This is a genomic window from Pantoea sp. B65 (assembly GCF_047308185.1).
In the GTDB taxonomy this organism is placed as follows: Bacteria; Pseudomonadota; Gammaproteobacteria; order Enterobacterales; family Enterobacteriaceae; genus Erwinia.
The window spans coordinates 295,954-321,976 of record NZ_JAHXPU010000039.1 but is presented as its reverse complement, the minus strand read 5'-3'; the positions used below and the strand labels follow the sequence as shown (position 1 = coordinate 321,976).

Annotated in this window: 22 protein-coding genes; 3 read left to right on the top strand and 19 right to left on the bottom strand. The window is 55.1% G+C overall.

Features of this window, described 5'->3' with window-relative positions; genetic code table 11:
- Nucleotides 1-63: 63 nt before the first annotated feature.
- The 6 genes from JWF83_RS19720 to cecR all read right to left on the bottom strand — a co-directional run bounded on the left by JWF83_RS19720 (nucleotide 64) and on the right by cecR (nucleotide 7,289).
- A complete protein-coding gene (locus JWF83_RS19720) occupies nucleotides 64-1,416 on the bottom strand; it encodes an EAL domain-containing protein (RefSeq protein WP_413652110.1) in 1,353 nt (450 codons plus the stop codon).
- 229 nt (nucleotides 1,417-1,645) lie between these two features.
- Nucleotides 1,646-2,752 (bottom strand): ABC transporter permease, encoded by a 1,107-nt coding sequence (locus JWF83_RS19715; RefSeq protein WP_413652109.1) that lies wholly within the window; start codon nucleotides 2,750-2,752, stop codon nucleotides 1,646-1,648.
- Nucleotides 2,753-2,761: 9 nt separating this feature from the next.
- Nucleotides 2,762-3,895, bottom strand: a complete 1,134-nt coding sequence (locus JWF83_RS19710; RefSeq protein ID WP_413652108.1) for an ABC transporter permease — start codon at nucleotides 3,893-3,895, stop codon at nucleotides 2,762-2,764.
- Nucleotides 3,885-5,627 (bottom strand): ATP-binding cassette domain-containing protein, encoded by a 1,743-nt coding sequence (locus JWF83_RS19705; protein ID WP_413652107.1) that lies wholly within the window; start codon nucleotides 5,625-5,627, stop codon nucleotides 3,885-3,887. Before JWF83_RS19705 ends, JWF83_RS19710 begins: the two co-directional genes overlap by 11 nt.
- Nucleotides 5,620-6,615 (bottom strand): secretion protein HlyD, encoded by a 996-nt coding sequence (gene hlyD, locus JWF83_RS19700; RefSeq protein ID WP_413652106.1) that lies wholly within the window; start codon nucleotides 6,613-6,615, stop codon nucleotides 5,620-5,622. The genes JWF83_RS19705 and hlyD overlap by 8 nt, the downstream gene beginning before the upstream one ends.
- Complete coding sequence (cecR, locus tag JWF83_RS19695; protein ID WP_413652105.1) at nucleotides 6,615-7,289, bottom strand: transcriptional regulator CecR; 675 nt, start codon at nucleotides 7,287-7,289, stop codon at nucleotides 6,615-6,617. Before cecR ends, hlyD begins: the two co-directional genes overlap by 1 nt.
- Nucleotides 7,290-7,461: 172 nt before the next feature.
- On the opposite strand from cecR, the gene JWF83_RS19690 reads away from it, so the two are divergent.
- A complete protein-coding gene (locus JWF83_RS19690; protein ID WP_413652104.1) occupies nucleotides 7,462-7,662 on the top strand; it encodes a metallophosphoesterase in 201 nt (66 codons plus the stop codon).
- Between the two features lie 3 nt (nucleotides 7,663-7,665).
- Here the strand turns inward: JWF83_RS19690 and JWF83_RS19685 are convergent, their stop codons facing one another.
- The 8 genes from JWF83_RS19685 to JWF83_RS19650 all read right to left on the bottom strand — a co-directional run bounded on the left by JWF83_RS19685 (nucleotide 7,666) and on the right by JWF83_RS19650 (nucleotide 17,158).
- On the bottom strand, nucleotides 7,666-9,123 hold the full coding sequence (locus JWF83_RS19685) for an N-acyl-D-amino-acid deacylase family protein (protein ID WP_413652103.1): 1,458 nt from the start codon (nucleotides 9,121-9,123) through the stop codon (nucleotides 7,666-7,668).
- A gap of 2 nt (nucleotides 9,124-9,125) precedes the next feature.
- Nucleotides 9,126-10,766: an ABC transporter ATP-binding protein gene (locus JWF83_RS19680; protein ID WP_413652102.1), complete on the bottom strand. Its 1,641-nt coding sequence runs from the start codon at nucleotides 10,764-10,766 to the stop codon at nucleotides 9,126-9,128.
- Nucleotides 10,763-11,644: an ABC transporter permease gene (locus JWF83_RS19675; protein ID WP_413652101.1), complete on the bottom strand. Its 882-nt coding sequence runs from the start codon at nucleotides 11,642-11,644 to the stop codon at nucleotides 10,763-10,765. The genes JWF83_RS19680 and JWF83_RS19675 overlap by 4 nt, the downstream gene beginning before the upstream one ends.
- A 9-nt stretch (nucleotides 11,645-11,653) precedes the next feature.
- Nucleotides 11,654-12,595, bottom strand: coding sequence for an ABC transporter permease (locus tag JWF83_RS19670; protein ID WP_413652100.1), 942 nt, complete (start codon nucleotides 12,593-12,595; stop codon nucleotides 11,654-11,656).
- A 32-nt stretch (nucleotides 12,596-12,627) separates the two neighbouring features.
- Nucleotides 12,628-14,223, bottom strand: a complete 1,596-nt coding sequence (locus JWF83_RS19665) for an ABC transporter substrate-binding protein (RefSeq protein ID WP_413652099.1) — start codon at nucleotides 14,221-14,223, stop codon at nucleotides 12,628-12,630.
- A 98-nt stretch (nucleotides 14,224-14,321) separates the two neighbouring features.
- Entirely contained in the window at nucleotides 14,322-15,176 is an 855-nt protein-coding gene (locus tag JWF83_RS19660) for a D-amino-acid transaminase (RefSeq protein WP_413652098.1), read from the bottom strand.
- 17 nt (nucleotides 15,177-15,193) lie between these two features.
- Nucleotides 15,194-16,117, bottom strand: a complete 924-nt coding sequence (locus tag JWF83_RS19655) for an N-carbamoyl-D-amino-acid hydrolase (protein WP_413652097.1) — start codon at nucleotides 16,115-16,117, stop codon at nucleotides 15,194-15,196.
- Between the two features lie 120 nt (nucleotides 16,118-16,237).
- A complete protein-coding gene (locus JWF83_RS19650; protein ID WP_413652096.1) occupies nucleotides 16,238-17,158 on the bottom strand; it encodes a LysR family transcriptional regulator in 921 nt (306 codons plus the stop codon).
- Nucleotides 17,159-17,333: 175 nt separating this feature from the next.
- Between JWF83_RS19650 and JWF83_RS19645 the strand changes: the two genes are divergently transcribed.
- Nucleotides 17,334-18,233, top strand: a complete 900-nt coding sequence (locus tag JWF83_RS19645) for an AEC family transporter (protein ID WP_413652095.1) — start codon at nucleotides 17,334-17,336, stop codon at nucleotides 18,231-18,233.
- A 425-nt stretch (nucleotides 18,234-18,658) separates the two neighbouring features.
- On the opposite strand, the gene JWF83_RS19640 is transcribed toward JWF83_RS19645, so the two are convergent.
- The 5 genes from JWF83_RS19640 to JWF83_RS19620 all read right to left on the bottom strand — a co-directional run bounded on the left by JWF83_RS19640 (nucleotide 18,659) and on the right by JWF83_RS19620 (nucleotide 23,684).
- Nucleotides 18,659-19,375 carry an ABC transporter ATP-binding protein gene (locus JWF83_RS19640; protein WP_413652094.1) on the bottom strand — a complete coding sequence of 239 codons (717 nt, stop codon included), beginning with the start codon at nucleotides 19,373-19,375 and terminating at the stop codon, nucleotides 18,659-18,661.
- The gene (locus JWF83_RS19635; RefSeq protein ID WP_413652093.1) at nucleotides 19,372-20,247 is read right to left on the bottom strand and encodes an ABC transporter ATP-binding protein; all 876 of its coding nucleotides are present in this window, start codon (nucleotides 20,245-20,247) and stop codon (nucleotides 19,372-19,374) included. The genes JWF83_RS19640 and JWF83_RS19635 overlap by 4 nt, the downstream gene beginning before the upstream one ends.
- Nucleotides 20,244-21,530, bottom strand: a complete 1,287-nt coding sequence (livM, locus tag JWF83_RS19630; protein ID WP_413652092.1) for a high-affinity branched-chain amino acid ABC transporter permease LivM — start codon at nucleotides 21,528-21,530, stop codon at nucleotides 20,244-20,246. The genes JWF83_RS19635 and livM overlap by 4 nt, the downstream gene beginning before the upstream one ends.
- 10 nt (nucleotides 21,531-21,540) lie before the next feature.
- Nucleotides 21,541-22,455: an ABC transporter permease subunit gene (locus JWF83_RS19625; protein ID WP_413652091.1), complete on the bottom strand. Its 915-nt coding sequence runs from the start codon at nucleotides 22,453-22,455 to the stop codon at nucleotides 21,541-21,543.
- Between the two features lie 113 nt (nucleotides 22,456-22,568).
- Complete coding sequence (locus tag JWF83_RS19620) at nucleotides 22,569-23,684, bottom strand: branched-chain amino acid ABC transporter substrate-binding protein (RefSeq protein ID WP_413652090.1); 1,116 nt, start codon at nucleotides 23,682-23,684, stop codon at nucleotides 22,569-22,571.
- Between the two features lie 515 nt (nucleotides 23,685-24,199).
- Between JWF83_RS19620 and JWF83_RS19615 the strand changes: the two genes are divergently transcribed.
- Nucleotides 24,200-26,023, top strand: a complete 1,824-nt coding sequence (locus JWF83_RS19615; RefSeq protein ID WP_413652089.1) for an ABC transporter permease — start codon at nucleotides 24,200-24,202, stop codon at nucleotides 26,021-26,023.

Here is a 26,023-nt window from a genome sequence, read left to right as displayed (position 1 = left end):
TGAGTAGTTATTTTTATTACAAGTATTATTCACCCGTAAATACCGAGAGAATCCATCACTGGCCTATAGATTATGTTCAAGAAATGCCTCAAGACTCTTTTTAGGCAAGGGCTTAGAAAAGTGAAAGCCCTGAAATATTTCACACCCCATGTCTTTTAATATGGAGTACTGAACTTCGTTTTCGACCCCCTCCGCCAGAGGCGTTATGCCAAGTTCTTTGCAGAGATCGATGATGGTTTTAATTAAAATAATATTGGAGTCACTTTTTTCCAGACTCATGATTAATGACTTATCAATCTTCACATCATCCACCGGAATATCCAGCAATAATTTAAGCGAAGAATAACCCGACCCAAAATCATCGATAGACCACTTTATGCCGTAAGTATTTAACTCCAGAATAATATCTCTTATTTTATTGTAGTCATAAATTAAAGTACTTTCCGTTATTTCAAACTTTAACTTTCCCGCAGGGATCTGGTAGCGTGAGATTAATTCACAAACCTTATTTTTAAATGATACCTCAAGGAGTTGCAGTGGACTGATATTGACGGAGACAACGGCATCTTTGAGTTTGGGGACGTGATGCCAGTTTGATATTTGTTTCATCGAATTTTCCATAACCCACCACCCCAGCGTAATCATCATGCCATATTTTTCAGCAATGGGTATAAATACATCCGGGGAAATATAACCACGCTGTCGATGTTTCCAGCGTAGCAATGACTCCACGCCAATAATCTCCCTGTGTTTATTTACTTGCGGTTGATAATAAATCTCAAGCATATTGTCATTTATTGCGGCTTGCAGATCTTTTCTAAGTAGCGCCTGGCTTGAATAGTCACTGCGATAAACAAAGGTCGTTAGCAATAAGATCAGTGAATAAAAAGACATATTAAATATATAAAGGGAGCGTTCAAAAGATTTTGGCAGATTTAGTTCAGAATGAGAGAATGTTATGCCGCTCATCATCAGGAACAAAAAAGACACAAAACAAATCAAGGGAAAGACAATGCGCAGATATATTTTCTCTTGCCGAAATACCAGCGAAGCGCCAACCGTTAAAACTATAAGATAGTTAAATTCCGAGTGAAACGCATCACCGGTCGTTTTGTCCGCCAGTGATGCTACAATTAATATAAACAGCAATATATGCGCTATAATAAAAAGGCATGTTCTTGTTACTTTCTTGAAAGATAAATATAAAGTAGTCGCGCCAAACAAGGTGACAAAAACAAAGAATAGCAGAAGATAATATTTGTTATACAGCATATTGACGATAGCTAAGAACACCCCATCAATCATACAGGTCAACCCTGTAAGCAGCAGAATAAGTCGTAGTCTTAGGTTATGCTTATCATCAGGCGGTGAGCCATAGTGAAATGCATTAACTGTAAAATTTTTCACACGCTGCATAAACTTTTCAATTCCATAGTCAACTACTGGTTTACAAATCACTATCACGACAACCTGACAGATCGCAATTAAAAAAATAATACATTGATGGCACTATCACCCCGTCCGCCCCATCCGCGAACCAGATAAATGCCGCTGGCGGGTGCCGCTGGCAGGCTGCTGATGCACCAAACAGCAGGCGGGCGGTGTCGAGAAGCTCTTCCGGCCGCCAATTTGGCGCGGATGCCACTTAGCTGATTTTACGTCGGAACATGGCATAGGCGGCAGAACTGGTGATGACGGCAATAACCCCAAGCGGCCACAAACTTTGCCAGACAATATCCAGACTGGCGTCCTTCAAATAAATTTGCTTGGTAATATCGGTAAAATGCCGGATGGGATTAATCCAGGTGAGATTTTGCAACCATATCGGCATATTCTCTACCGGCGACACATAACCTGACAGCAAAATCGCCGGCATCATAAAGACAAACACCCCGATAAATGCCTGCTGCTGGGTGGAACACAACGACGAAATTAATAAACCAAAACCCACCAGCGACAGACCATAAATCAGCATGGTGAAGTAAAACAGCAGCAGCGAACCGGCAAACGGGATGTGATACGCCCAGATCCCCACCCCGAGGACAATTGTCGCCTGGAATGTCGCTACGATCAGCGCCGGGATGGCTTTGCCGATAAAGATTTGCCATGTGGTCAGCGGAGAGACCAGAAGCTGATCCAGCGTGCCCTGCTCCCGTTCACGAGCCACCGAAAGCGAAGTGACAATCATCACGCCAATGGTGGTGATCATGGCGATCAGCGACGGCACCACAAACCATTTATAATCCAGATTAGGGTTATACCAGTTGCGGATCACCAGTTCGCTGTTGTTGGTTTTCGCTTTCCCCTTTAGCAATTGCTGTTGGTAATCATTAACAATCTGCTGCAAATAGTTGGCGGCGATTTGCGCGCTATTGGAATTGCGCCCGTCGAGGATTAATTGCATCTTAGCCTGCTGCAAGGTATCGATATTGCGTGAGAAATCCGCCGGAAAGCGCACCAGCAGCAGCACCTTTTGCCGATCAATCGCTGGCTGGATTTCCTGCGGGCTGTTGAGCAGGATCAACTGGCTGAAGGCCTTCGCCTGAGCAAAACGCTGCGTCAGTTCCATCGCATGCTGGCCGTTATCCTCATTATAAATAGCGATGGTGGCATGGGTCACTTCCAGCGTCGCGGCGAACGGAAACAACAGAACCTGCAGCACCACCGGCAGCACTAAAATCGCCCGGGTTTGCGGCTCGCGCAGCAGTGACTGCAGTTCCTTACGAATCAAAGTCAGGAGGCGGTAAAACATTATGGTTCCTTACTCTAAACGTCGTTTGGTTTTCAGCCATGTCAGGCCAATAAACATCACCGCCGAGGCGATCAGAAACAGTACGTTAGTCAGCAGTACCGCCGGAATATTTCCGGCGAGAAACAGGCTTTGCAAGATGCTGACGAAGTAACGCGCCGGAATGATATACGTCACCGCGCGGATCACCGCAGGCATGCTATCTATCTGGAAAATAAACCCGGACAGCATAACCGATGGCAGAAAGGCGGCGTTCAGCGCCACCTGAGCGGCATTAAACTGATTGCGCGTCATCGTGGAAATCAGCAGCCCCATGCCAAGGGTATTCAGCAGAAACAGGCTGGTTGTCAGCCATAAAATCAGCAGTGAACCGCGATACGGCACCGCCAGAATAAATACCGATACCAGCATACACAGCACCATCGCCAGCATGCCGAGGAAGTAATAGGGAATCAGCTTACACAGCAGCAGTTCGACGCGCGTCACTTCCGTGGAAAGCAGCGCCTCCATGGTGCCCCGCTCCCACTCGCGCGCAACCACCAGTGAGGTCAGTATTGCCCCGATAACCGTCATGATAATGGTGATCGCGCCGGGAATAATAAAGTGCTGACTGACCGCCGCCGGGTTAAACCAGTAACGCATCCGGACATCAATCAGCGGTGCAAAAGTCTCACCGCGATCCTCAGCCCGCTGCTGCTGCCAGAGTTGCCAGATACCTTTGATATAACCCTGCACAAAATTGGCGGTATTTGGTTCACTGCCGTCGGTGATCACCTGCAATGGCGCCGTATCGCCCTCACGTGCCATCCGTGCGGCAAAATCGACCGGGATCACCACCAGACCGCGAATACGACCAGCCTGCATCATTTCAGTTAATTGCTGGCGATTATCACTGACAGAGGCGTCAATATAAGGCGAACCGGTGATCACATGGGTAAAATCCAGCGCCTCTTTGCTCTGCTGTTCCAGTAAAATACCGACGCGCAGTTTACTGGAGTCAAGGTTGATGCCGTAGCCAAAGATAAATAGCAACAATAGCGGAATCACTACCGCAATCAGCCAGCTACTGGGATCGCGGACAATCTGTCGCGTCTCTTTGACACAGAGTGCGCGTAGTCGTCGCCAGGATAACGTCCTACGGTTCATGGTGATGTTCCTGATCCCACTGGTGAATTAGCCGGATAAACGCCTGCTCCATGGTGGGATCCGGACACTGATCATCTGCGGTGCGGGCTTTCAGATCGTCCGGCGTACCACAGACAATCAGTTTGCCCTGATAGACCAGACCGATGCGGTCGCAATACTCCGCCTCATCCATAAAATGCGTGGTGACCATCACGGTGACGCCCTTTTCCACCATGCTGTTAATATGCAGCCAGAACTCGCGACGCGTCAGCGGATCTACGCCGGAGGTTGGTTCATCAAGAAACAAAATATCCGGTTCATGCATCAGTGAGCAGGCCAGCGCCAGTCGCTGTTTAAAACCCAGCGGTAACTTATCGGTGGTTTGGGCGGCGATATTTGTCAGACCAAAAGCCTGGCTCATGCGGGCGATTTTCTCATCCTGCGCCCGACCACGCAGGCCATAAACCCCGGAGAAAAAACGCAGGTTCTGCTGCACCGTCAGGTTGCCGTAGAGGGAAAACTTTTGCGCCATATAGCCCAGGTGCTGGCGCGCCTTGCCGGAACTGACTTTTAAATCCATATTCAGCACCAGCGCATTACCGGAGGTCGGTACCAGCAGGCCGCACATCATTTTAAAGGTGGTGGATTTCCCTGCGCCATTCGGCCCCAGCAGGCCAAAGATCTCGCCGCGCCTGACGGCAAAACTGACATGGTCGGTAGCGACGAAATCACCAAATGTTCTGGTCAGCGCTTTAGCTTCAATCACCGTTTCGTCAGCGCTAGCGTCAACGGTATGCAGAATCGCTCCCAGCGGCGATTCCGCCGCGCCTGCGCCGCCCAGCAGATCGATAAACGCATCTTCAAAACGCGGCGCCGTAGCGTTGATTGCAATTTCAGGCATCGCGCTGGCATCAAGGATATCCTGCGCGCAGCTCTGTTTTTTCAGGATCAACCGTACCGATTTCCCCTGAATCACCCCATCGCTGACCTGCGGCAGTTTCAATGCGCGTTGTAGCAGGCGGCGGTTATTCTCCTGCGGACTGCTGATCAGAAAGCTTCGCCCGGACATCGTTTGGGTGAGAGCCGTTGGCTCGCCCTGATACAGCAGCTCCCCTTCATTCATCAGCAGTACTTCGCGACACTGCTCCGCCTCATCCAGATACGAGGTGCTCCACAAAATCAGCATGCCGTCGCCAGCCAGCTCATGCACCATTTGCCACAGTTCGCGGCGCGATATCGGATCAACCCCGACCCCGGGTTCATCGAGCAGCAGCACTTTCGGCGCGCCAACCAGCGTACAGGCCAGACCCAGTTTTTGCTTCATCCCGCCGGAGAGTTTACCGGCCAGCCGTTCGGTAAACGGCCCGAGTGCGGTAAATGTCAGCAGACGGGCAAAGGTCTTCTGCCGCGTTTCTCCGGTGACGCTGCGCAGGTCGGCATACAACCTGAGGTTTTCCATTACCGTCAGGTCTTCGTACAGACCAAATTTCTGCGGCATATAGCCAAGCAGCGCATGCAATGCGCTGTCATCGTTAATCGGATCGAAACCCAGTACCTGCGCCCGGCCTTCGTCGGGCTTAAGCAGACCCGCCAGCATACGCATCAGCGTGGTTTTGCCTGCCCCGTCCGGCCCCACCAGCCCGGTGACATAGCCGCTCTGGATAGTGCAATCCAGACGCGCTACTGCAGGTTTATCCATCCCGGGGAAGCGTTTAACCAGCCCGTTGAGATGAATCGTGCTCTGCTCACTCATGCGGCTGTCCGTTGCTGAATTTCAGCGTGACCGGCATCCCCTGGCGCAGCGCTTCATCAGCGTCGGTAACGATAATGCGCAGGCGATAGACCAGGCTGGTACGCAGATCCGGTGTTTCAACGGTTTTCGGTGTAAATTCTGCCGCCGGCGAAACAAAACCAATTTTGCCGTGGTAAGGCTTATCGGGGCGTCCGTCGGTGTACAGCAGAATCCCGCGTCCCGGTTGCGCTTCGCTTAAATTCCCTTCATCGACATAAGCGCGCACCCATACCGGTTTGGTCAGAGAGAGGGTCAGTACCGTGCTGCCAGCGCTCAGCATACTGCCGGGTTCAACGGCGCGCGTCAGCAATACGCCATCGGACGGCGCGACCAGGGTAGTATCATGTAAATCCAGCGACGCCTGGGCGAGTTGCGCCTGCGCCTGTTCCAGTGTGGCTTTCGCCTCAGCAATTTCTTGCGGGCGATTACCGGCGCGGTACTGACTTAATTTGTCCTGCGCCGATTTCAGACTGGCCTGCGTCTGATTGCGCGCAGATCGGGCATTCTCAAGGTCATTAGCCGATACGACATTTTTTTGCCATAGGCCCTGCTGGCGCTGATAGAAGTTCTGCGCATAGTCATACGCCGCCTGCGCCTGGTTAACCGCCGCCACCGCCTGGGCAATCTCTTCAGCGCGATACCCCGCCATCACCAGATCATATTTTGCCCGGGCGGTGTCGGCATTAGCTTGTGCCTGCATCAGGGCATTTTGATAGGGCGCATGATCCAGTTCGCCCAGCGTCTGTCCGGCTTTAATCGCATCACCCTCATCGACGTTCAGCAGCTGTAACCGCCCGCCAACGCGAAAGCTGATATTAACGGTACGAATATCAACGTTGCCGTACAGGGTCAGTTGCTGATCCTGACGGTTGTAATACCACATTCCGCCGCCTGCGCAGAGAGCAAGCAACAGCAGAACAACCAGTATGATGACGAGGTTTCTTTTCATTACTGCTGATCCCTTTGAGTGAGTCCTTGCAAAATAAGATCGAGGTGGCAGCAGATCACCTGCTGGATCTCTCTGACGTTATCTTCATCGAATCCTGTCCAGCCGGTGCGCAGCAAAATCGTTTCGCGCCCGAAGCGGAATGCAAGAATTTGCCCGAGCAGAGCATGGGTATGCAGAATAGTTTGCGTATCGCTGGCATCACGTCCGGTACAGGCAGCAATCAGGCGGGTGAGAGTGCAGTGTAGCGGCGCAATCACCTGGTCGTGAATTAGCTGGTAAGCCCGGCTGGGAGAGAGCTGTTCACGGGAGATAAACTTGCTCAGGTTCAGTGTCTCGTCCCGCGTTAACAACATAATCATATTTTTACAGGCTCGCAGGATCAGCTGACGTATCGCCGCTTTATCCGCTGACGGCTGCGCGAGCAGTTGTTCTGCCGCCTGCGTATGAGGGCGAAAGTTGTCGCCAATAAAGTCCGCAATCGATTGGGCACAGGCGATATAGAGATCCTCTTTTGAGCCAAAATAATAGGTGATGGCGGCAATATTTTGCCCTGCCATTTTGGCGATATCACGTGTGGTGGCATGCAGTCCGTATTCGCCGAATTGTGCCAGCGCCGCCGCAATTAACTGCTTTTTTGCCTGTTCCCCGCGCGGGGTGATGGGGATAGTTTTCATGCTGGCGTCACAGAGTTAATCAATCGATTGATTAACTTTAGGGCGGATTATTATTATTGTCCAGCAGCGGAAGACAGAAACGCGTGCCCGGTCTCCCTCAAATAGCTATCAGAAACCACATCCTGCCGATAAAGTCTCTCTGTTCAGCTATCGGCAGAGAGGGCAACATAAGATGAAACTGGCGGTTATTTCGCATATCCATGGCAATATTACCGCGCTGGATGCGGTTCTGGACGACAGAAAACAGCAAGGGATCGATCTGATCGTTAATCCTGGCGATATTCTTTCCGGCAGAGATGAATCGGCGTACCGACTGGATTGTGCCATGGCAAACCGGGTTTATGGCATAACCCGCCGGGGTGTTAACCCCTGATAATCAGCCGGGCAGAGGGTTGCTGGCGACCGGCTGGCGCTTTAACAAACGCCCCTGCCGTCCGGAAACTTGCCCATTTTCATAACTCACAGCCCCGTTAACCACCACCAGATCGATGCCTGGCGCTTGTCGGCAGGGATCGCTATAAGTGGCGACGTCCTCAATCCGCGTCATATCCACCAGGGTTAAATCGGCAAACGCTCCCACACGCACCACGCCACGATCTTGCAGGCGAAAACGGGCGGCGGGCATGCCGGTCATCTTACGTACCGCTTCAGCGAGGGTGAATAATTGCAGATCGCGGCAGTAATGTGCCAGCACGCGGGGGAAAGTGCCCCATAGCCGCGGGTGAGGATTCGGGTCGGCAGGCAAACCGTCGGAGCCAATCATCGACAGCGGATGCGCCAGGATCGTGCGCACGTCATCTTCACTCATCATAGAGTAAATCGCCCCGGCCGGACGCAGGCGCTCAGTCGCCTGCCACTGATCCACGCCCCATTGTGCAGCGATCTCCTTCAGAGTCTGTCTGGCCATCTGCGGATATGGATCCGACCAGGTAATATAGATCTCCATGGTTCCGTCGACACGCCAGGCGTCTAGCGTGGTGGAACTACAGGCGTACGGATAGCAATCGCAGTTGCAGGCCTGCTCGCCGGCGGCTTTTTCCAGCGCGGCCAGCACCAGCGGCGCACGGCCCCAATTGCCTGCGCCGGCACACTTAAGGTGTGAGATCACCAGATCCGCTCCGGCAAGGCGGGCGGTACTGAATGATTCTGCCAGCGACTCCAGCACACCGTCATGCTCATTGCGCATATGGGTGGTGTACAACGAACCATACGCCCCGACGATATCCACCAGTGGCTGCAGCTCCGACACCGGAGCTTGTTTAGCGTTGGTATAGGCCAGTCCGGAGCTAAGGCCGATAGCGCCAGCCTCAAGGGCCCCCTGCAAAGCCGTACACATTTGCACCAGCTCTTCCGCCGCCGCCGGGCGATCAAACTGCGTCATCACGTTGGCCCGCAGCGCGGTATGGCCGATTAACGCCGCCACGTTAACACTCGGACATGCGCGTTCAACCGCATCGACATAATGCTGAAAGGTCGGATAGACAAATGCCTCCTGCGTTCCCAGCAGGTTCAGCGGATCCGGTGGTATGCCCGGCAAACTTACCGGCGAGGCGCTGATGCCGCAATTGCCGACGATCACCGTGGTAACCCCCTGTGAAATCTTGGCGAGCATCTGCGGGTTATCTATCACATTGGTGTCATCGTGGGTGTGGACGTCAATAAAACCAGGCATCAGGTAGCGTCCGTTACCGTGGATCACCCGCTGAGCAGCCTGGCCCGCGAGATTGCCGATGGCGCGGATGCGATCGCCACCGACCGCGACGTCAGCGATATACGGCCCGGCTCCGCTGCCATCGACAACCGTGACTGCGCGCAACAGTAAATCATACGCCATGTTCAAATCCCCCGACCGGCGGCGAAATCCCAGCCTTTGCCGGGAACCGCGTCCATTAGCTGTTGGGTATAGGGATGCTGCGGCGACACCAGCACCTCAGTTGCCGCTCCGTACTCAATCACCTCGCCATGCTGCATCACCAACACGTCGTCACACAGCTGGGCCGCCACCCGCAAATCGTGGGTAATAAATAAAATGGCGACCCCCAGCCGGCGCTGGATATCATTGAGCAGTTGCAGTACCTGCGCCTGTACTGAGACATCGAGCGCCGACACCGCTTCATCAGCGACGATTACGTCCGGCTCCATCGCCAGCGCACGGGCGATAGCGATGCGTTGCCGTTGCCCCCCGGAAAACTGGTGCGGGAAACGATCAATGGCGTCGGCCGGTAGCCCGACCAGCTCCAGCAGTTGTTGACCGCGCGCCCAGGCCTCGGCAAAAGAGACGCCGTAGTTCATCGGGCCTTCCACCAGGCTCTTGCCAATGCTGATGCGCGGATTGAGCGAACGATTCGGGTCCTGGAAAATCATCTGGATACGTTTGCGATGCGGTTTCAGTCCGGCGGTAGAGAGTTCGGAAATATCGTTGCCGGTGATGCGTATCGCCCCCTCGTCCGGCGTCAGCAGGCGCATTACACAACGCGCCATCGTCGACTTGCCGGAACCACTTTCACCAACAATGCCCAACGTGCGGCCACGCTTCAGGCTGAAGGTCACATCATGCAGCGCACGCGTGCCTTGCCGCCGTTTACCAAACCAGCCCCATGCGCCACCTTTGGGCGGGTAGATTTTACCCAGTTCTACCACATCAAGGACTACCTGGGCGCTAATCGCCTTGCGCGCGGGCCGCGGCGCCAGGCCCGGCACCGCTGCCAGCAGAGCTTTGGTATAATCTTCGCGCGGTTGCGACAGTACCTGTTGCAGGGCGCCGGATTCAACGATATTTCCCTGACGCATCACGCAAACCCGGTCGGCGATATCCACCACCACCCCCATATCGTGGGTGATAAATAACACCGCAGTGCCATGCTTTTGCTGTAGTTCACGGATCAGTTTAAGGATCTGTTGCTGGGTGGTCACGTCCAGCGCAGTAGTCGGCTCATCGGCAATCAGCAGACGCGGTTCAAGCACCAGCGCCATTGCGATCATAATGCGCTGGCGCTGGCCGCCGCTAAGCTGATGCGGATACGCAGCGTAAACACGACGAATATCCGGCAGATGCACCTGCGTCAGAGCGTCCATCACCCGCACATGGCGTTCTGCGGCGCTTAGACCAGTGTGGATTTGCAGTACCTCATCGATCTGCCGCCCCACCGTCAGCACCGGGTTAAGGGCGGTCATCGGCTCCTGGAAAATCATCGCCATCCGGCTGCCGCGCAGTGCCTTCAGTCGCCCATTGCTGACCCGCAGAACATCTTCGCCATCCAGTAAAATGCGCCCACCCACCACCCGGAGCGCGCCTTTCGGCAGCAGGCCAAGGGTCGCCAGCGAGGTCACAGACTTACCCGACCCGCTTTCACCGACCAGGCACAATGTCTCGCCGGCGCGGATGCTGAAGGAGATATCCTGCAAAATCGGCACCCCTTGCGCGGTGTTTACCGACAGGCGATCCACCTGCAGGATATCGTTTTGCTGTGCGCTCATTGGCTTCCCCTTTTCTTCAGCCGCGGATCGAGGGCATCGCTCACCACATCGCCCAGCAGGTTAATCGATAAAATACACAGTGAGAGAACCAGACCCGGCCATAGCACCAGCGCGGGTTTAAGCTGGAAGTAGACGCGGCCCTCGGAAATAATGTTGCCCCAGGTCGGAATTTCAGTGCCAATCCCGGCGCCGAGAAAGGACAGAATCGCTTCGGTCAGGATCGCCGAGGCGCAGATGTAGGTGCTCTGTACGATCAATGGCGCCAGCGTATTGGGCATCAGATGGCGGGTGAGCACCCTGAAGGTAGAAGTCCCGGTTAACACTGCGGCCTCTACGTAAGGTTCCTCACGCGCCGATAACACCCGGGAGCGCACCAGACGTACTACCTGCGGTATCTCCGGCACCATAATCGCCACCATCACCGTCCCGATCCCGGCGCTGCTCAACGAAACGATAGCAATCGCCAACAGGATGCCGGGGATCGCCATCAGACCATCCATCACCCGCATCAACACCGCATCCAGCCGGCGGAAGTACCCGGCCAGTAATCCCAGCGGCAACCCGATCAGCACGCTCATCGCCGTGACGCCGAGGCCGACAACCAGCGAGATACGCGCACCATAGACAATGCGTGAAAACAGATCGCGACCATAGGCGTCGGTGCCCAGCCAAAACTCCTCACCGGGCGGCCGGAGGCGAAACGCTGGCGACAGCGCCAGCGGATCGTGACTGGCGATCCACGGCGCCAATATGGCCATCGCGACAATCAGTGTCAGGAGCACCAGCGCAATGGCTGACATCAGCGGCATGCGCGGCAGTTTTACCAGACGACGCCGGGGTGTCGGCAAGCTAAGAGAAACAGGTTTACTTATGCTCATGCCATCCCCTTAATAACGAATGCGCGGATCGCTCAGCGCGTAGGACAGGTCGATCAGCAGATTGATGATGACGTACACCCCGCTGGTCAATAGGATCATCCCCTGGATCACCGGGTAGTCGCGAGCCAGTACCGCATCGACAATCAACCGCCCCAGCCCCGGAATATTAAATACGCTTTCGGTCACCACCACGCCGGAAATCATCAGTGCGAAACCGGTACCGATCACCGTCAGGATCGGGATCATCGAGTTACGCAGCGCATGGCGAAACAGCACATGGATCTCCGACAATCCCTTCGCGCGAGCGGTGCGGATATAGTCTTCACCCAACACGTCCAGCACGCTGGCGCGGGTCATCCGCGCTACCAGGGCGATATACACGGAGGACAAGGTTAATGCCGGCAGGATAATACGCTGTGCGAACGGCCAGACCCCATGGGTGATGCTGCTAAATCCCTGTACCGGCAACCATTTCAGCTCAATGGCAAACAGAGTGCTTAACAGGTAACCAATCACAAACACCGGCACCGAGAACCCTACCACCGACGAGGACATCACCAGATTGTCGATCCAGCTACCGTGTTGCCACGCCGCCAGAACTCCCAGCGGTACCGAGATCAGAATAGTGAAGGTAATGGCTACCAGCGCCAGACTCAGGGTCGGTTCCAGACGCTGACCAATCATGGTCAGCACCGGTGTGTGCGCCATCAGGGAGGTGCTGAAGTCGCCATGCAACAGCTGCGAGAGCCAGACAAAAAATTGCTGGTACAATGGCTGATTCAATCCCAGACTTTCACGGATCGCTGCCAGCTGTTGCGGGGTCGCCATATCGCCGGCAATAATTGCCGCTGGATCGCCCGGCGACAACCGCAACAACAGGAAGACAAACAGCGCCACCACCAACATCACCGGGATGGCCGCCAGCACGCGACGAATAAAGTAACCAGACACAGGAACCTCCGAAAGTAGTATTTACCCGACAATCAGTCGCTTTTCTCGACGTTCCAGAACACCGTAGACGGGCCGGTCATTAAATGGCTGATATGGCTGCTCCACGCCGCCACATCATAGAACTGCCCCAGCGGAATGTAGCTGACCTGGTCCATGGCGCGCTTCTGGATCGCCACGGCGATCTCTTTCTGCTTCGCCGGATCGGTGGCGGTGGCGAAATCCACTTTCAGCTGATCCATCTGCGGATCGGTCGGCCAGCCAAACCATGCTCCCTTGCGTCCGCCGCCATCAAGCATCGGATTAACCACCGGGTTCCAGATGGTTTCCGCATTCCAGTAGGTGAAGAACAGATTCCAGCCGCCCTGCGACGGCGGATTCGGATTGGCGCGACGCGACACCAGGGTCTGCCAGTCCATCGGTTGCAAATCGACTTTGAACCCGGCCTTGCGCAATGCCTGAGCCGCGATCACCGGTTGTGACGCCTGACTCGGCACGTCGGTCGGCTGCATAATCACCACCGGCGTACCGTCATAACCGGCCTTCTGCAGCAGCGCTTTGGCCGCTTCAGGATTACCGCCATTAAGCAGCGACTCGCCGCCGGCCTGAGTTTCCAGCGCGGTGCCACAGCCGAATACCGACGCACAGAGCCTGAAGTACTGCGGATTACCCACCAACGCCTCGAGCACATCTTTCTGGTTCATCGCCAGCAAAGCGGCGCGCCGGATATCAGGGTTGTCAAATGGCGGGTAGAGGAAGTTCATCCGGCCGCCGGTCATCGAACCCAATTTGCTCAGGGTGCCGGATTTGAGGTTTGGATCAGCCTGCACCATTGGCAGCAGATCAATCGGCAACTGTTCGATAAAGTCGATATCGCCGGATGATAACGCATTGATTGCCGTCATCCGGTCCGGCATATTGACCCATTCGACACGGTCAACCTTCACGACTTTGCCGCCGGCAGTGCCGCTGGCCGGTTCTTTGCGCGGCACGTATTGCTGGAATTTTTCGTAAACGACGCGATTACCGGGATCAAATTCACTGGTGACAAACTTAAACGGACCGGAACCCGTGTAGTCGGTGATCATTTTGCCTTCAGGCGTATTCGCCACTCGCTCAGGCATCATAAATGCCGCTACCGACGAAGGCTTCGCCAGCAGTTGCAGTACATAGCCGAAGGGTTTCGCCAGCTTTAGCGTGATGGTTTTGTCATCGCTGGCGGTAATACTGTCTGTGTACTTCATCATCAGCTGGCCGCCGACATCGTAACGCGCCCAGCGTTTGAGAGAGGCGACACAATCGGTAGCGGTCACCGGTTTGCCGTCATGCCATAGCAGACCGTCGCGCAGGGTAAAGGTGAAGGTCAGACCATCCGCTGATACGGTCCAGTCAGCCATTTGCGGTTGAGGCGTCAGGTTTTCGTCCATGCCAATCAGGGTGTCGTAAATCATGTAACCATGATTACGGGTGATCTGCGCCGTCGTCGCAATCGGATCCAGCACACGCAAAGAAGACGACATTACCGCATGCAGGGTTTTCTCCGCCGCCATGGCGGACGGGACATTTATGGCTGTGCTCAGGCAGATCGACAACAGGCAGGCGATCAAGGAACGGGAAGGATATAGTTTCACTCTCAACACTCCAATAAATAGCAACCCCTGGTGTCGGGACTCGCTGTGTGTAATGTAATGAGACAACGCTGGACGCCTGAAACTGCGGCCTGCCGCCGTCAGGTAGTTAGCGCCAGCGCATGATCGATATACAGCTGGCGTAAACGCCGGGTCAGTGGGCCAGGTTTACCATCGCCGACAGGTTGACCGTCGATGCTCACCACCGGATAAACAAACGAGGTGGATGAAGTAATAAAGGCTTCTGCGGCCTCCCTGGCTTCATCCAGCGTGCAGGCACGCTCTTCGAGACGCAGGCCGTGCTGGCTGAGCAGGGCAATCAGCGTACCCCGGGTGATACCGGGTAACAGAAACCGTGAAAGCTCACGCGTGACCACTGCACCATCGCCGGTAACGATAAACACATTGTTGGATGTGCCTTCGGTGATCCAGCCGTCCTTCATCAGCCAGGCGTCGTCAGCGCCGCGTTGTCTGGCCTGTTCTTTCGCCAGACAGGCGTACAACAGTTGCGTAGTCTTGATATCACAGCGCCCCCAGCGCAAATCCGGCAGGCTGATAATGTTTATCCCCTGCTCTGCCAGCGGGCTGGCAAGTATATTTTTGCTCTGGGTATAGAGCACCAGCGTCGGCGGGGTACCGGCGGGCGGAAAAGCAAAGTTGCGGTCTTCAACGCCACGGCTCACCTGCAGGTAGATTAGTCCCTCCTGCAAGTGGTTATGGGCAATCAGCGCGCGATGGATCGCCAGTAACTCAGCGTTATCAAGCGGCAACGCCAGCGCCATCTCGTCCAGCGAACGGCGCAGACGGGCGAGATGCAGATCGAAATCCACCAGCTTGCCTTGCAGTACGGCGGTCACCTCATAGATGGCGTCGGCGAAGGTGAAACCGCGGTCGAAGATCGAAATCTTCGCTTCATTTTCCGCAATAAACTCACCATTCAGATAGACGGTACGCATGGCGTGTTATCTCCGGGTTAGGGGCGTTCAACGCCGGTCTGGCGGGTGATAATGTCGTAGTGTTCGATACGTCTGTGACGGGCAAAGTTGAAAATAGTGTTTTTACCAAACTGGCACAGGTCCAGATCGCAACGGTGGGCGATCAACTCATCGCCCTGCCCGCTGGCCCTGGCCACCACAAAACCATTGGGATCCACGATCACACTACCGCCCATCAAGGGAAAACCATCCTCTACCCCGGCCTTCGCCACCCCCACTACCCAGCTCGCATTCTGATAAGCGCCAGCCTGCATACAGAGTTCGGAATGGAACAGTCGTTGCTTTTCACCTTCGGCACGGTCCAGTGAATTGACTGAAGGTGTGTTGTAGCCCAGCGTGATCAGTTCCACACCTTGCAACCCCATAACCCGATAGGTTTCCGGCCAGCGGCGATCATTGCAGATGCACATACCCACCACCGCGCCCAGGTTTTCCCAGGTCGGGAAACCGAGATCGCCCGGTTCGAAATAGCGTTTTTCCAGATGCTGGAAATCACGATGAGGGTCGAATTCAACATGCCCCGGCAGATGCACTTTGCGGTATTTACCCACGATATTGCCTTGCCGGTCGGTCACGATTGAGGTGTTGTAATGGTGGCCATCAGGGGTCAGTTCAGCGTAACCAAAGGTAATAGCAATACCGTGCGCGCGGGAAAAATCGAACAAAGGACGCGTCACTTCACCCGGCATTTCACGCTCAAACCAGCTATCGACTTCACACTGATCTTCCATATACCAACGGGGGAAAAACGTTGTCAAAGCCAGTTCAGGGAACACCACCAGTTCGCATCCCTGCCGCCGCGCCTGCTCCAGTAACGCCAGCATCCGCTGAACCACACTCTCTCTTGAGTCGCTTTTTTGAATCGCTCCCAACTGAGCACCGCCAATTACCATTTCGCGCATGCACTATTCCTCCACAAGACCGACCCGGTGTCGGTAACCCTTTTGCGTTGCTTAGGATCATTGTGGGAGGTTCAGGACCGTATGTCGTATACCAATATGTGGTGCTTACTTAACCTGAAGTTAATCCATATTGAACAGGTGGAATCCGCCCCCGGCCAGCGCGCTGCGCAGATGTTCGACAAACACCTGAGCAAACTGCGCCAGCGGTTCATGCCGCAGGTGCACCAGGCTGATGGTCAGGCGCTCTTCATTGAGTATCGGCAGTACCGCCATACGATCGGCGCCCGAGGCACGGAAGGATATTTCATCAACGACAGAAAAACCGGTGCCGTTTTTCACCAGCGCACAGGCATGGTGCGGAGAATCGACATCAATACTCGGCCGGTATGGCAATCCTACGCGTTCGAAGGCCTGTTTCATAAAGCTATGGAAGGGGGTATCGGCGGAATAACCGATAAACGGCATCTCCGCCAGCGCATCAGGTAATTCATTGAGCGCTACCCGGGTTAACGGATGATCCGCCGGGCACACTACCATCACCCGGATATAACTTAGCGGGACAGCACGCAGGTTCGGATGATCAATTGGAAATAGCGAAATGCCGAGGTCTGCCTGCTGATCAAGCAGCCGATCGCGTAACAGGACATGGCGCAAGCACTCCAGACTGACGAGGATATCTTCATTGCACTGCCGGAAAGCACCGATGGCATCTGGCACCAATTGGTGCCCCAGACTGGGGCTGCTGGCAATACGCAGCACGCCGTGGCGCTGCTGAACCAGGTTATGCAGCGTGGTGTTCACCCGCTGAATATCGCGATACACCGACTCAACATCATTGAACAGACAGCGCGCCTCCGGTGAAGGATAGAGCCTTCCCTTCACTCGCTCGAACAGTCGGAAGCCAATGCGCGCCTCGGTGTGGGAGAGCATCCTGCTGACTGCTGGTTGGGACACATACAGCAGTTGTGCGGCACCGTTGATCGAACCGGTGATCATTACCGCCCGAAATACTTCAATCTGACGCAGATTGAGCGACTGCATTCGATTTACCTCTGAGGAATGAACGGTGTGCGCATAACCGCATACGCTTAACACCAGGTTATAGGGTGTTAGCAATTAGTATGCCAGGGAGAGCAGCAGCACGAAAATTGCACTGACAGCGGGGAAAGGCTGCGGTAAAAATATTCTTTATCTACTTTTACCGGGGCCATTTATTATGAGCGTGCCGCAAACCATCCTGCCGGTGTTTCTGTTGATCATTCTGGGTTACGTTCTGGCCCACCGCGGGGCGCTCGATCCCCATGCCAACAAAGTGCTGGGTGGCCTGTCCTTTAAGCTGTTTATGCCGATGGTTCTGTTTACCGGAATGGTTAACGCGCCGCTGCACGATGGCCTGGATATCAGGCTGCTGGCCGCATATTTCGTTCCGGCATTATTTATTTTCGCCCTCGTCAATCTGTTCAGCCATCGTGCTGTCGGGCACCCGACGCCATTTGGCCTGACCGCTTCCTTTTCCAATAATGCCCTCATCGGCCTGGCAATGGTGGCCGGACTGTATGGCAGCGCCGGTCTGGTATTACTGTTCACCGTGCTCGCCGTACACAGCCTGCTACTGTTCAGCTTTCAGAGCCTGTACAGCTGCCTCGCTGGTAACGAACCATTTAAACCCGCGGTTCTGGTCGCCAGTCTCGCCAACCCGATGATCGTTGGACTGCTATTGGGGACGGCGGTTAATCTGTCGGGATTGATGCTGCCGGGGTGGAGTATGAAACTGGCGACCTGGCTGGCGCAGGCGGCGTTGCCCTGCGCGCTGATCGTGCTCGGGGCCAACCTCTCCGGCTACCGGCTACGTCCCAATGCCGGGGTGCTCGGTATTACCGTCGCCAAACTGGCCGCCATGCCATTGTTGGTGCTGCTGGTATGTATGCTGCTTGATATCAGTGGCATGCCACGTGGGGTACTGGTGCTGATGGCCGCCAATCCTTCCGGCGTCAACGTACTGGGATTTTCGCGCTCGCAACAAGACAGCCAGATAACCAGTTCGGCCATTTGTCTGACGACATTACTCTCGATGGCAACCCTGCCGCTGTGGATGTGGATCAATAGCCTGCTGTAATTCGCTGTGCCAGCGAGGCTATGGCCTTATTGCCGCCCGCCTGATGAAACAGCCCGTTTAGCTTTTCCCTGCCACAATGCTGACGCCAATCCGATCCGCGAGGTCGGACACCTGATCCGAGGCTGCTGCATTTTATAAAAGGCTGTGCGAATGACCTTGTTGCCGGAGACTTCCGGCAGAAATGCGATCGCCGAAAAAAAAGCTCGTGCGGAATCATCTTGCCGGGATATCCACGCCAGCCCCTGCGCCGCGGGACACTGGCGATGTATGGCCTCAGCCCATTCCCGCGTAGCCGGATATTGATGCTTTTCGGTATCAAAATAACGCTTATCATCCAGGCATCCAATGTAATACCCGTTCTGGCAATCAGTCTGGCTTTTGATACGGCCCGCCCTGGGAAACCTTAGCGGGCTTTTAGCCTCAGATCAGGTGCCGCCCAGATAGGCCTTTCTGACCTCAGGATTGACCAGCAGCTCCTGCCCGCTACCGCTAAGACGGATCTCGCCATTAACCAGCACATAGGCGCGGTTGGAGAGTTTTAGCGCGTGGTTGGCATTTTGCTCCACTAAAAATAGCGTCATCCCTTCCCGCGTCAGATCGCGCAGTATCTGAAAGATCTGTTTCACCACCAGCGGCGCCAGCCCGAGACTCGGTTCATCCAGCAACAGTAATTTGGGGCGGCTCATCAGTGCGCGGGCAATCGCCAGCATCTGCTGCTCACCGCCTGACAGGGTCATGGCTCGCTGGCTGCGGCGCTCTTCCAGCCGCGGAAAAAGCTGGTACATGCGCGCCTTATCTTCCTTCTGAAAGCGGTTGCCAAGCGGGATGGTGCCCATTAGCAGATTCTCTTCCACCGTCATATCCGGGAAAATGCGCCGCCCTTCCGGCGCCTGTGCGATGCCGTTACTGGCAATAAAATGGGTTGATTTACGGCTAATATCTTCACCGCGGTAAAAGATTTGCCCGGCGGCAATCCGCGGTTGGCCAAAGATCGACATCAGTAAGGTGGATTTTCCGGCGCCATTGGCCCCAATCAGCGAGACGGTTTCCCCTTCATTCACCGTCAGCGAGATCGCTTTTAACGCCTGAATCGGGCCATAAAATACATCGACGTGGCGAAATTCCAGTAAAGGCTGGCTCATCCGGCGATCTCCTCTTCGTCGGTGCCCAGATAGGCGGCAATAACACTGGCATTGCTCTGAATCTCTTGCGGTGCGCCACGGGCGATAACATCCCCATGGTCAAGCACAATGACGTGATCGGAAATCTCCATTACCATGCCCATATCATGTTCAATTAGCAGTACCGTCACGCCCTGTTGCTGGCGCAGTACGCGCACAATGCGACTGAGCGCCTGAGTTTCAACCGGGTTCAGACCGGCAGCGGGCTCGTCAAGACAGATCATTTCCGGCCCGGTACACATGGCGCGGGCAATCTCCAGCCGGCGTTGCTGGCCGTAAGAGAGCGTCCCCGCCAGCCGATTGGCGCAGTCCACCAGTTCCACCACTTCCAGCCAGTAAAAAGCCCGATCCAGCGCCTGATTTTCGGCCTTGCGGTAAGCCGGAGTATTCAGGATCCCGGCAATCAGGTTGCGATTTGCCTGCATATGCTGGGCGACCATCAGATTTTCCACCACCGACATTTCACGAAATAACCGAATATTCTGGAAGGTGCGCGCCAGTCCGGCGCGGTTCACCAGGTGGGTGCCGCCAAACATTTTGTAGTAAATACGCGACCCCAGCCGCGCAGGATGCAGAAAATCCGCCGGACGAATTTTCTGCCCCAGCACCTGAATCACATCCGTCGTGCGCGATTGCGCGTTAAGGACAATCGCGCCGCCGGAGGCCTGGTAAAATCCGGTCAGGCAGTTAAACACCGTGGTTTTCCCGGCGCCGTTCGGCCCAATCAGCGCAGTTATCGAGCCACGTTCAACCTCAAGGTTGACGTCATTCAACGCCCTGATCCCGCCGAAGTGCATCATCAGATGTTCGACGCGTAAAATACTGTCACTCATGGCGCCACTCCTTTACGGATAGCGACACCGGCACGGCTGGTACGCACCAGACCGCGCGGCCGCCAGATCATCATCAGCACCATCAGGACACCAAATAACAGCACCCGATACTCGGCAAAGCTGCGCAGCAGTTCCGGCGCCACCGTTAGCACAAATGCCGCCAGCACCACCCCCAGCGTCGACCCCATGCCGCCCAGCACCACAATGGCAAGGATCAGCGCCGATTCAAAGAAGGTGAAGGAGGTCGGGTTAACAAACCCCTGGTAGCTGGCAAAGAATACCCCAGCCACCCCGGCGGTAGACGCGCCGATCATAAAAGCCGAAAGCTTCACCAGCACATGGTTCAGCCCCAGCGAACGGCAGGCGATCTCATCTTCACGCAGTGCTTCCCAGGCCCGGCCTATCGGCATACGTGTCAGACGGTGTTTGATAAACAGCACCAGCAACACCACCAGAATCAGAACCGCGTAGATAAAGATAAATTTCAGGTTAGGATTGTATGTAGTATGCAGAAATTCATGGATCGGTATCCCGCCCTCCTTTGCGCGGCGGGCGAACTCCAGACCGAACAAGGTGGGAGCAGGAACCGATACGCCGTTCGGCCCGCCGGTGAAGCTCAGCCAGTTATTCAGTACCAGACGAATAATTTCACCAAAGCCCAGGGTCACTATCGCCAGATAGTCGCCATGCATGCGCAGCACCGGAAAACCCAGTAATGCCCCCGCCAGCGCCGCCATCATGGCGCCAAGCGGCAACATCGCCCAGAATCCCAGGCCGAGATACTGGTAGCCAAGCGCCAGACCATAAGCGCCAATGGCATAAAACGCCACATACCCCAGATCCAGCAACCCCGCCAGCCCGACCACAATATTCAGCCCCAGCCCGAGCAGCACATAGATCAGGCCGAGAATAGCAACGGTTAACAAGTATTTGGTCGCGACCAAAGGAAACAGCATCGCCAGTACCAGCAGCAGGGGAATAATCCAGCGCAGGTGCGATTTATGGTCTGCCGGGCGCACATACACACCATCGTCGGCATGTTCAAAACGGCTGGCAAATTTGCGCCCGCGGTTGCTTTGCAGCGTCAGACTTAACAGTAAGCGCCCGGCCATCACTACCCCTACCAGCACCGCCACGCGCAGCGGTGAGAGAGTGAAACTGTACCCCTTTAACACGATCCCGACGATCGGCCCAAACACCACCAGGGCGCACAACCCGGCTAATACCGTATCAATCAGGCATTGCCTGATATCCGGCCCCGACTTCAACGCAGCATCTGTCATCGTTTATCCCTCAAACCTTAGCCACCATTGGACGTCCCAATAGCCCCTGAGGGCGAAAAATCAAAATTACGATCAGCAAGGCAAACGAGAAAACATCTTTGTAATCAGAGTTCACCAGCCCGGCAAACTGCGCCTCAGCAACCCCCAGCAGTAAACCGCCGAGCATCGCGCCGGGCAACGAGCCAATTCCCCCCAGCACCGCTGCCGTAAAAGCTTTGATGCCGATGATAAATCCGGCATAGAAATCAAAAGTGCCGTAGTTCATGGTCACCAGCACTCCCGCCAGCCCGGCCATCGCCGCCCCGATAACAAACACCAGCGAGATAACCCGGTCGGTATTAATGCCCAGAATCGACGCCATGCGGCGATCCTGTTGGGTCGCGCGGCAAATTCGCCCGAGGCGCGTGAACTGAATAATCCAGGTCAGCAGCGCCATCCCCACCATCGCCGCCAGCAGAATAAATACTTTGGTCCAGGTGATTTGCACCACCCCATCGCCAACATCAAAGCGCAATACACCGGTCAGCAATGTCGGGATCCCCTGCTGGTTCGGTCCCTGGCTGATCTGTACGTAGTTTTGCAGGATCAGCGACATACCGATGGCCGAGATCAGCGGCGCAAGCCGTGTGGAGTTGCGTAACGGGCGATAAGCAATACGCTCGATCACCCAGCCGTAGACGCCGGTCACCACTATCGTGAAGATCAGGGTGCCAAAGATCAGTAGCGGAAAGGAGTCAATGCCAAAGAAGGAAAGAAGCCCGAGGCCAATGGCGCAGAGGTAAGCTGAGATCATATAGACTTCGCCATGGGCGAAGTTAATCATGCCGATAATGCCGTAAACCATGGTGTAGCCAATGGCAATCAGGCCATACACAGCGCCCAACGTCAGCCCGTTGACCAGCTGTTGCAGAAAGAAAGCATCCATTATGTACAGTCTCGCCTGTGATAAGGCAGCAAGGCTAAACCACCCTGGCTGCCTTCAGTGTCGCGACGTTCCACCCGGCGGCAGAACGGAGGGTCAGTACCGTTGCAGAAAGATTACAGCTGGTGGTACTGGCCTTTGTCATCCCACTGATAGACCACATAATCCGAGACTTTCAGGTCGCCCTTGCCATCCCAGGATTTCGGTCCCATCACGGTATTGACCGTATGCGATTTCAGCCATTCACTGGCTTTGGTATTGTCTTTTCCCGCGCCATTGTAGGCGGCCGCGATAGCCTGAATCGAGGCATAGGCATACAGCGTGTAGCCTTCCGGCTCAAATCCGCTGGCGCGGAATTTTTCAATCACTGATTTGCCGGCCGGAATGGTGCGCGGGTCATTACCAAAGGTCATCAATACGCCTTTGGTATACTGCGGGCCACCGGCGGCGGTGACCATTTCCGCAGTGACCACACAGTCACCAGAGAAGAATTTTGCCTGAACCCCCTGCTCACGCATCTGGCGCACCAGCGGACCGGCTTCCGGATGGCAGCCGCCGAAGTACACCACATCCGGTTTCAGCGCACCGATTTTGGTGACCAGGGCATTAAAATCTTTTTCACCGCGTGATAAGCCTTCATATAGCACTTCTTTGGTGCCGCGTTTTTCCAGCGCCGCTTTTGTTGCGTCGGCCAGCCCCTGGCCGTAGGTATCTTTGTCATGGATCACCGCAATTTTTTTCGCTTTCAGCACGTCCAGCATGTAGTCAGCGGCTACGACACCCTGCTGGTCGTCACGGCCGCACATACGAAACATGCCTTTCATACCGCGCTCAGTGATTTGCGGATTGGTCGATCCGGGGGTAATAGTCAGCACACCCGCTTCGTCATACACTTCCGAGGCCGGCATGGTTGAAGAGGAACAGAAGTGTCCGACCACGGCAGAGACTTTTGATTCATCCACCATACGGTTAGCCACCGCCACCGCCTGTTTCGGTTCACAGGCGTCATCCCCTTGCACCAGCACAATTTTTTCGCCTTTAATGCCGCCAGCCGCATTAATATCGGCCACAGCTTGTGAGGCGCCTTTCCAGTATTGCGCACCGTAAGTAGCGTTGGGGCCGGTAAAGGGGCCGGCGACGCCGATCATCACATCCGCATGCGCATATAACGCCGTACTTAAACAACCAGCAATGGCTACTTGAAGCGGTAACTTAATCAATTTCAAAGACATTCGGGTATTCCTCAGCACGGTTAATAACCAGGCGCCCATCAGTGGCGCGGGAGAAATCACTTACTTCGTCAATACATTGGGTTACGAGCGGGCCGCGAACGGCTGATATTTATTAAGCAAAAACTCCGCCAGGCAGCCAAAAACAGACAAATTCTTTTTGAAATGCGCCCTCTGCGGGGAACCCCGCGGAGATATCGCCATTCATCAGGCCTGCTTGTTGACTATCTGAGGAGAGAGTAGCCATCAGGTGGCTGGCTGGGATGCGCGGTGTCCTTACCGTCCAGAATCTTAAGCATAGCTGCACGAAAGTGGGGCTGCGCACCCCGATGGTGCAAAAATGCGGTGAACATCACCTGTCGCCGCTTTTTATGCGGCAAAGTAGGTTTGCGGTTTTCAGTGGCGTCACGACTCAGGCCAGAGTGAAAAAAATTGCACATATGTGCAATACGGTCACCGAAGCGTCATAAAGCGCCGATATATTCCTTCCTGTCTGAAACCAGAAAAGGAATATCTCAGTGAGCGCTGAAGCAGTTACCCGGCCAGAACCCTCATGGTGGTGTAAGTTACGACATACGCTGGCCATCGCCCGTCACGAACCGGCAAATCTGATTGGTATCCTGCTGATCGTACTTTTTACGTGGATTATTCTGGCGCCGGTATTATCCATCCTGCTGGATGCCATCGTGGTGCAAAACGGTGACAGCGCGCGCGTCCAGGCTGCCGAAGGCGCCTTTACGCCTTACTATCTGCTGCGTACCCTCGCCTCACGCATGTCCGGACTGCTGCTGTGGACACCGCTCATCAATACCCTTGCCGTCGCGACCAGCACCATGCTGGCGGCGCTGACGATTGGTGTGACCTTAGCCTGGCTGGTTAACCGCACCGATATGGCCGGGCGCAAAGGGTTCGCGACGCTGCTCATTGTGCCATTTATGTTGCCATCCTGGACCTTTGCCCTTGCCTGGACCACGATTTTTAAAAACCATACCGTCGGCGGCCAACCCGGCTGGCTGGAAACGCTTGGTATCCATACCCCGAACTGGCTGGCTTATGGCTATTTCCCGGTCGTGGCGATTATGGTGCTGCACTACTCGCCGCTGGTGATCCTGATCGTCGGCAACGCCCTGAAACGCATGGACACCCAGCTGGAAGATTGCGCCCGGGTACTTGGCGCATCGCGGCGGATTATTGCGCTGAAGATTATTGTGCCGCTGGTACGTCCGGCGTTGCTATCCGCCGCCCTACTCATTTTTGCTGACTGTATCGGCGAGTTCGCCATTCCTTATATTCTCGGCCTGCCCGTCCATTTTGATACGCTGTCCACTGGCTTATACCGCGCGCTGGGATCGCGCCAGAACGGTGTGGCAGCGGTTATTGCGGCGGTGATTATGCTGATGGGCATGATCACGCTGCTACTGGATATGCGTATGCTGCGCGAAGCCAAACGTTTTGTGACGGTCGGCGGCAAAAGCGGCATGGATCGCCGTCGTCATCTTGGCCGCTGGCGTTTTACTACTGCCATTATCCCGCTGATTTTTGTGCTTCCGGGCGTTGCCATTCCGCTGCTTACCCTGTTTTTTTCCACCATTATGAAGGTGCCGGGTCGTTTCAGCGCCGATAACTTTACCTTTGATTTCTGGATTGGGCACAACCTCGATACGGTGGCCCTGCATAACGGGATTTTGCTGACGCCTGAGTTCTGGCGCGCGCTGCTCAATACCGTCGTGATTGTCGGTTCCGCCTCGCTGACCTCTGGCGTGCTGGGTTTACTGGTGGGCTATGCGGTGATCCGCTGCTCCATACGCTGGGTCGGTGGGTTTCTGCGCCAGATCACCTTTCTGCCCTACCTGGTTCCCGGCATTGCCTTTGCCGCCGCCTTCCTGTCGCTGTTTGCCATCGCCCGTGGCCCGCTGCCCGCCCTGTATGGCACGCCGATCATTCTGGTGATGGCCTTAATCGCGGAAAAAATGCCCTATGCCAGCCGTTCGGGGATTGCTGCGATGACACAGCTGGGCAAAGAACCGGAGGAAGCCGCGCGCATTGCTGGCGCCGGATGGTTCACCCGTATCGGGCGGATTGTGATCCCGATACAGGCCGCACCGCTGACCACCGGCATCCTGCTGCCGTTTATTTCGGGTATTAAAGGCGTCAGCCTGTTCATCATTCTGGCGATCCCGGCCACTGACGTGCTTACCACCTATTCCTTGCGCCTGATTGATTATAACTACCAGCAAGCCGCCAACGCCGTCGTATTAATGATCGCGCTAATTTCATGGGCCGGAACGGTACTGATCCAGAAAATATCCGGTACCGGTCTGGCTGAAGGTTTGGAGAACTGA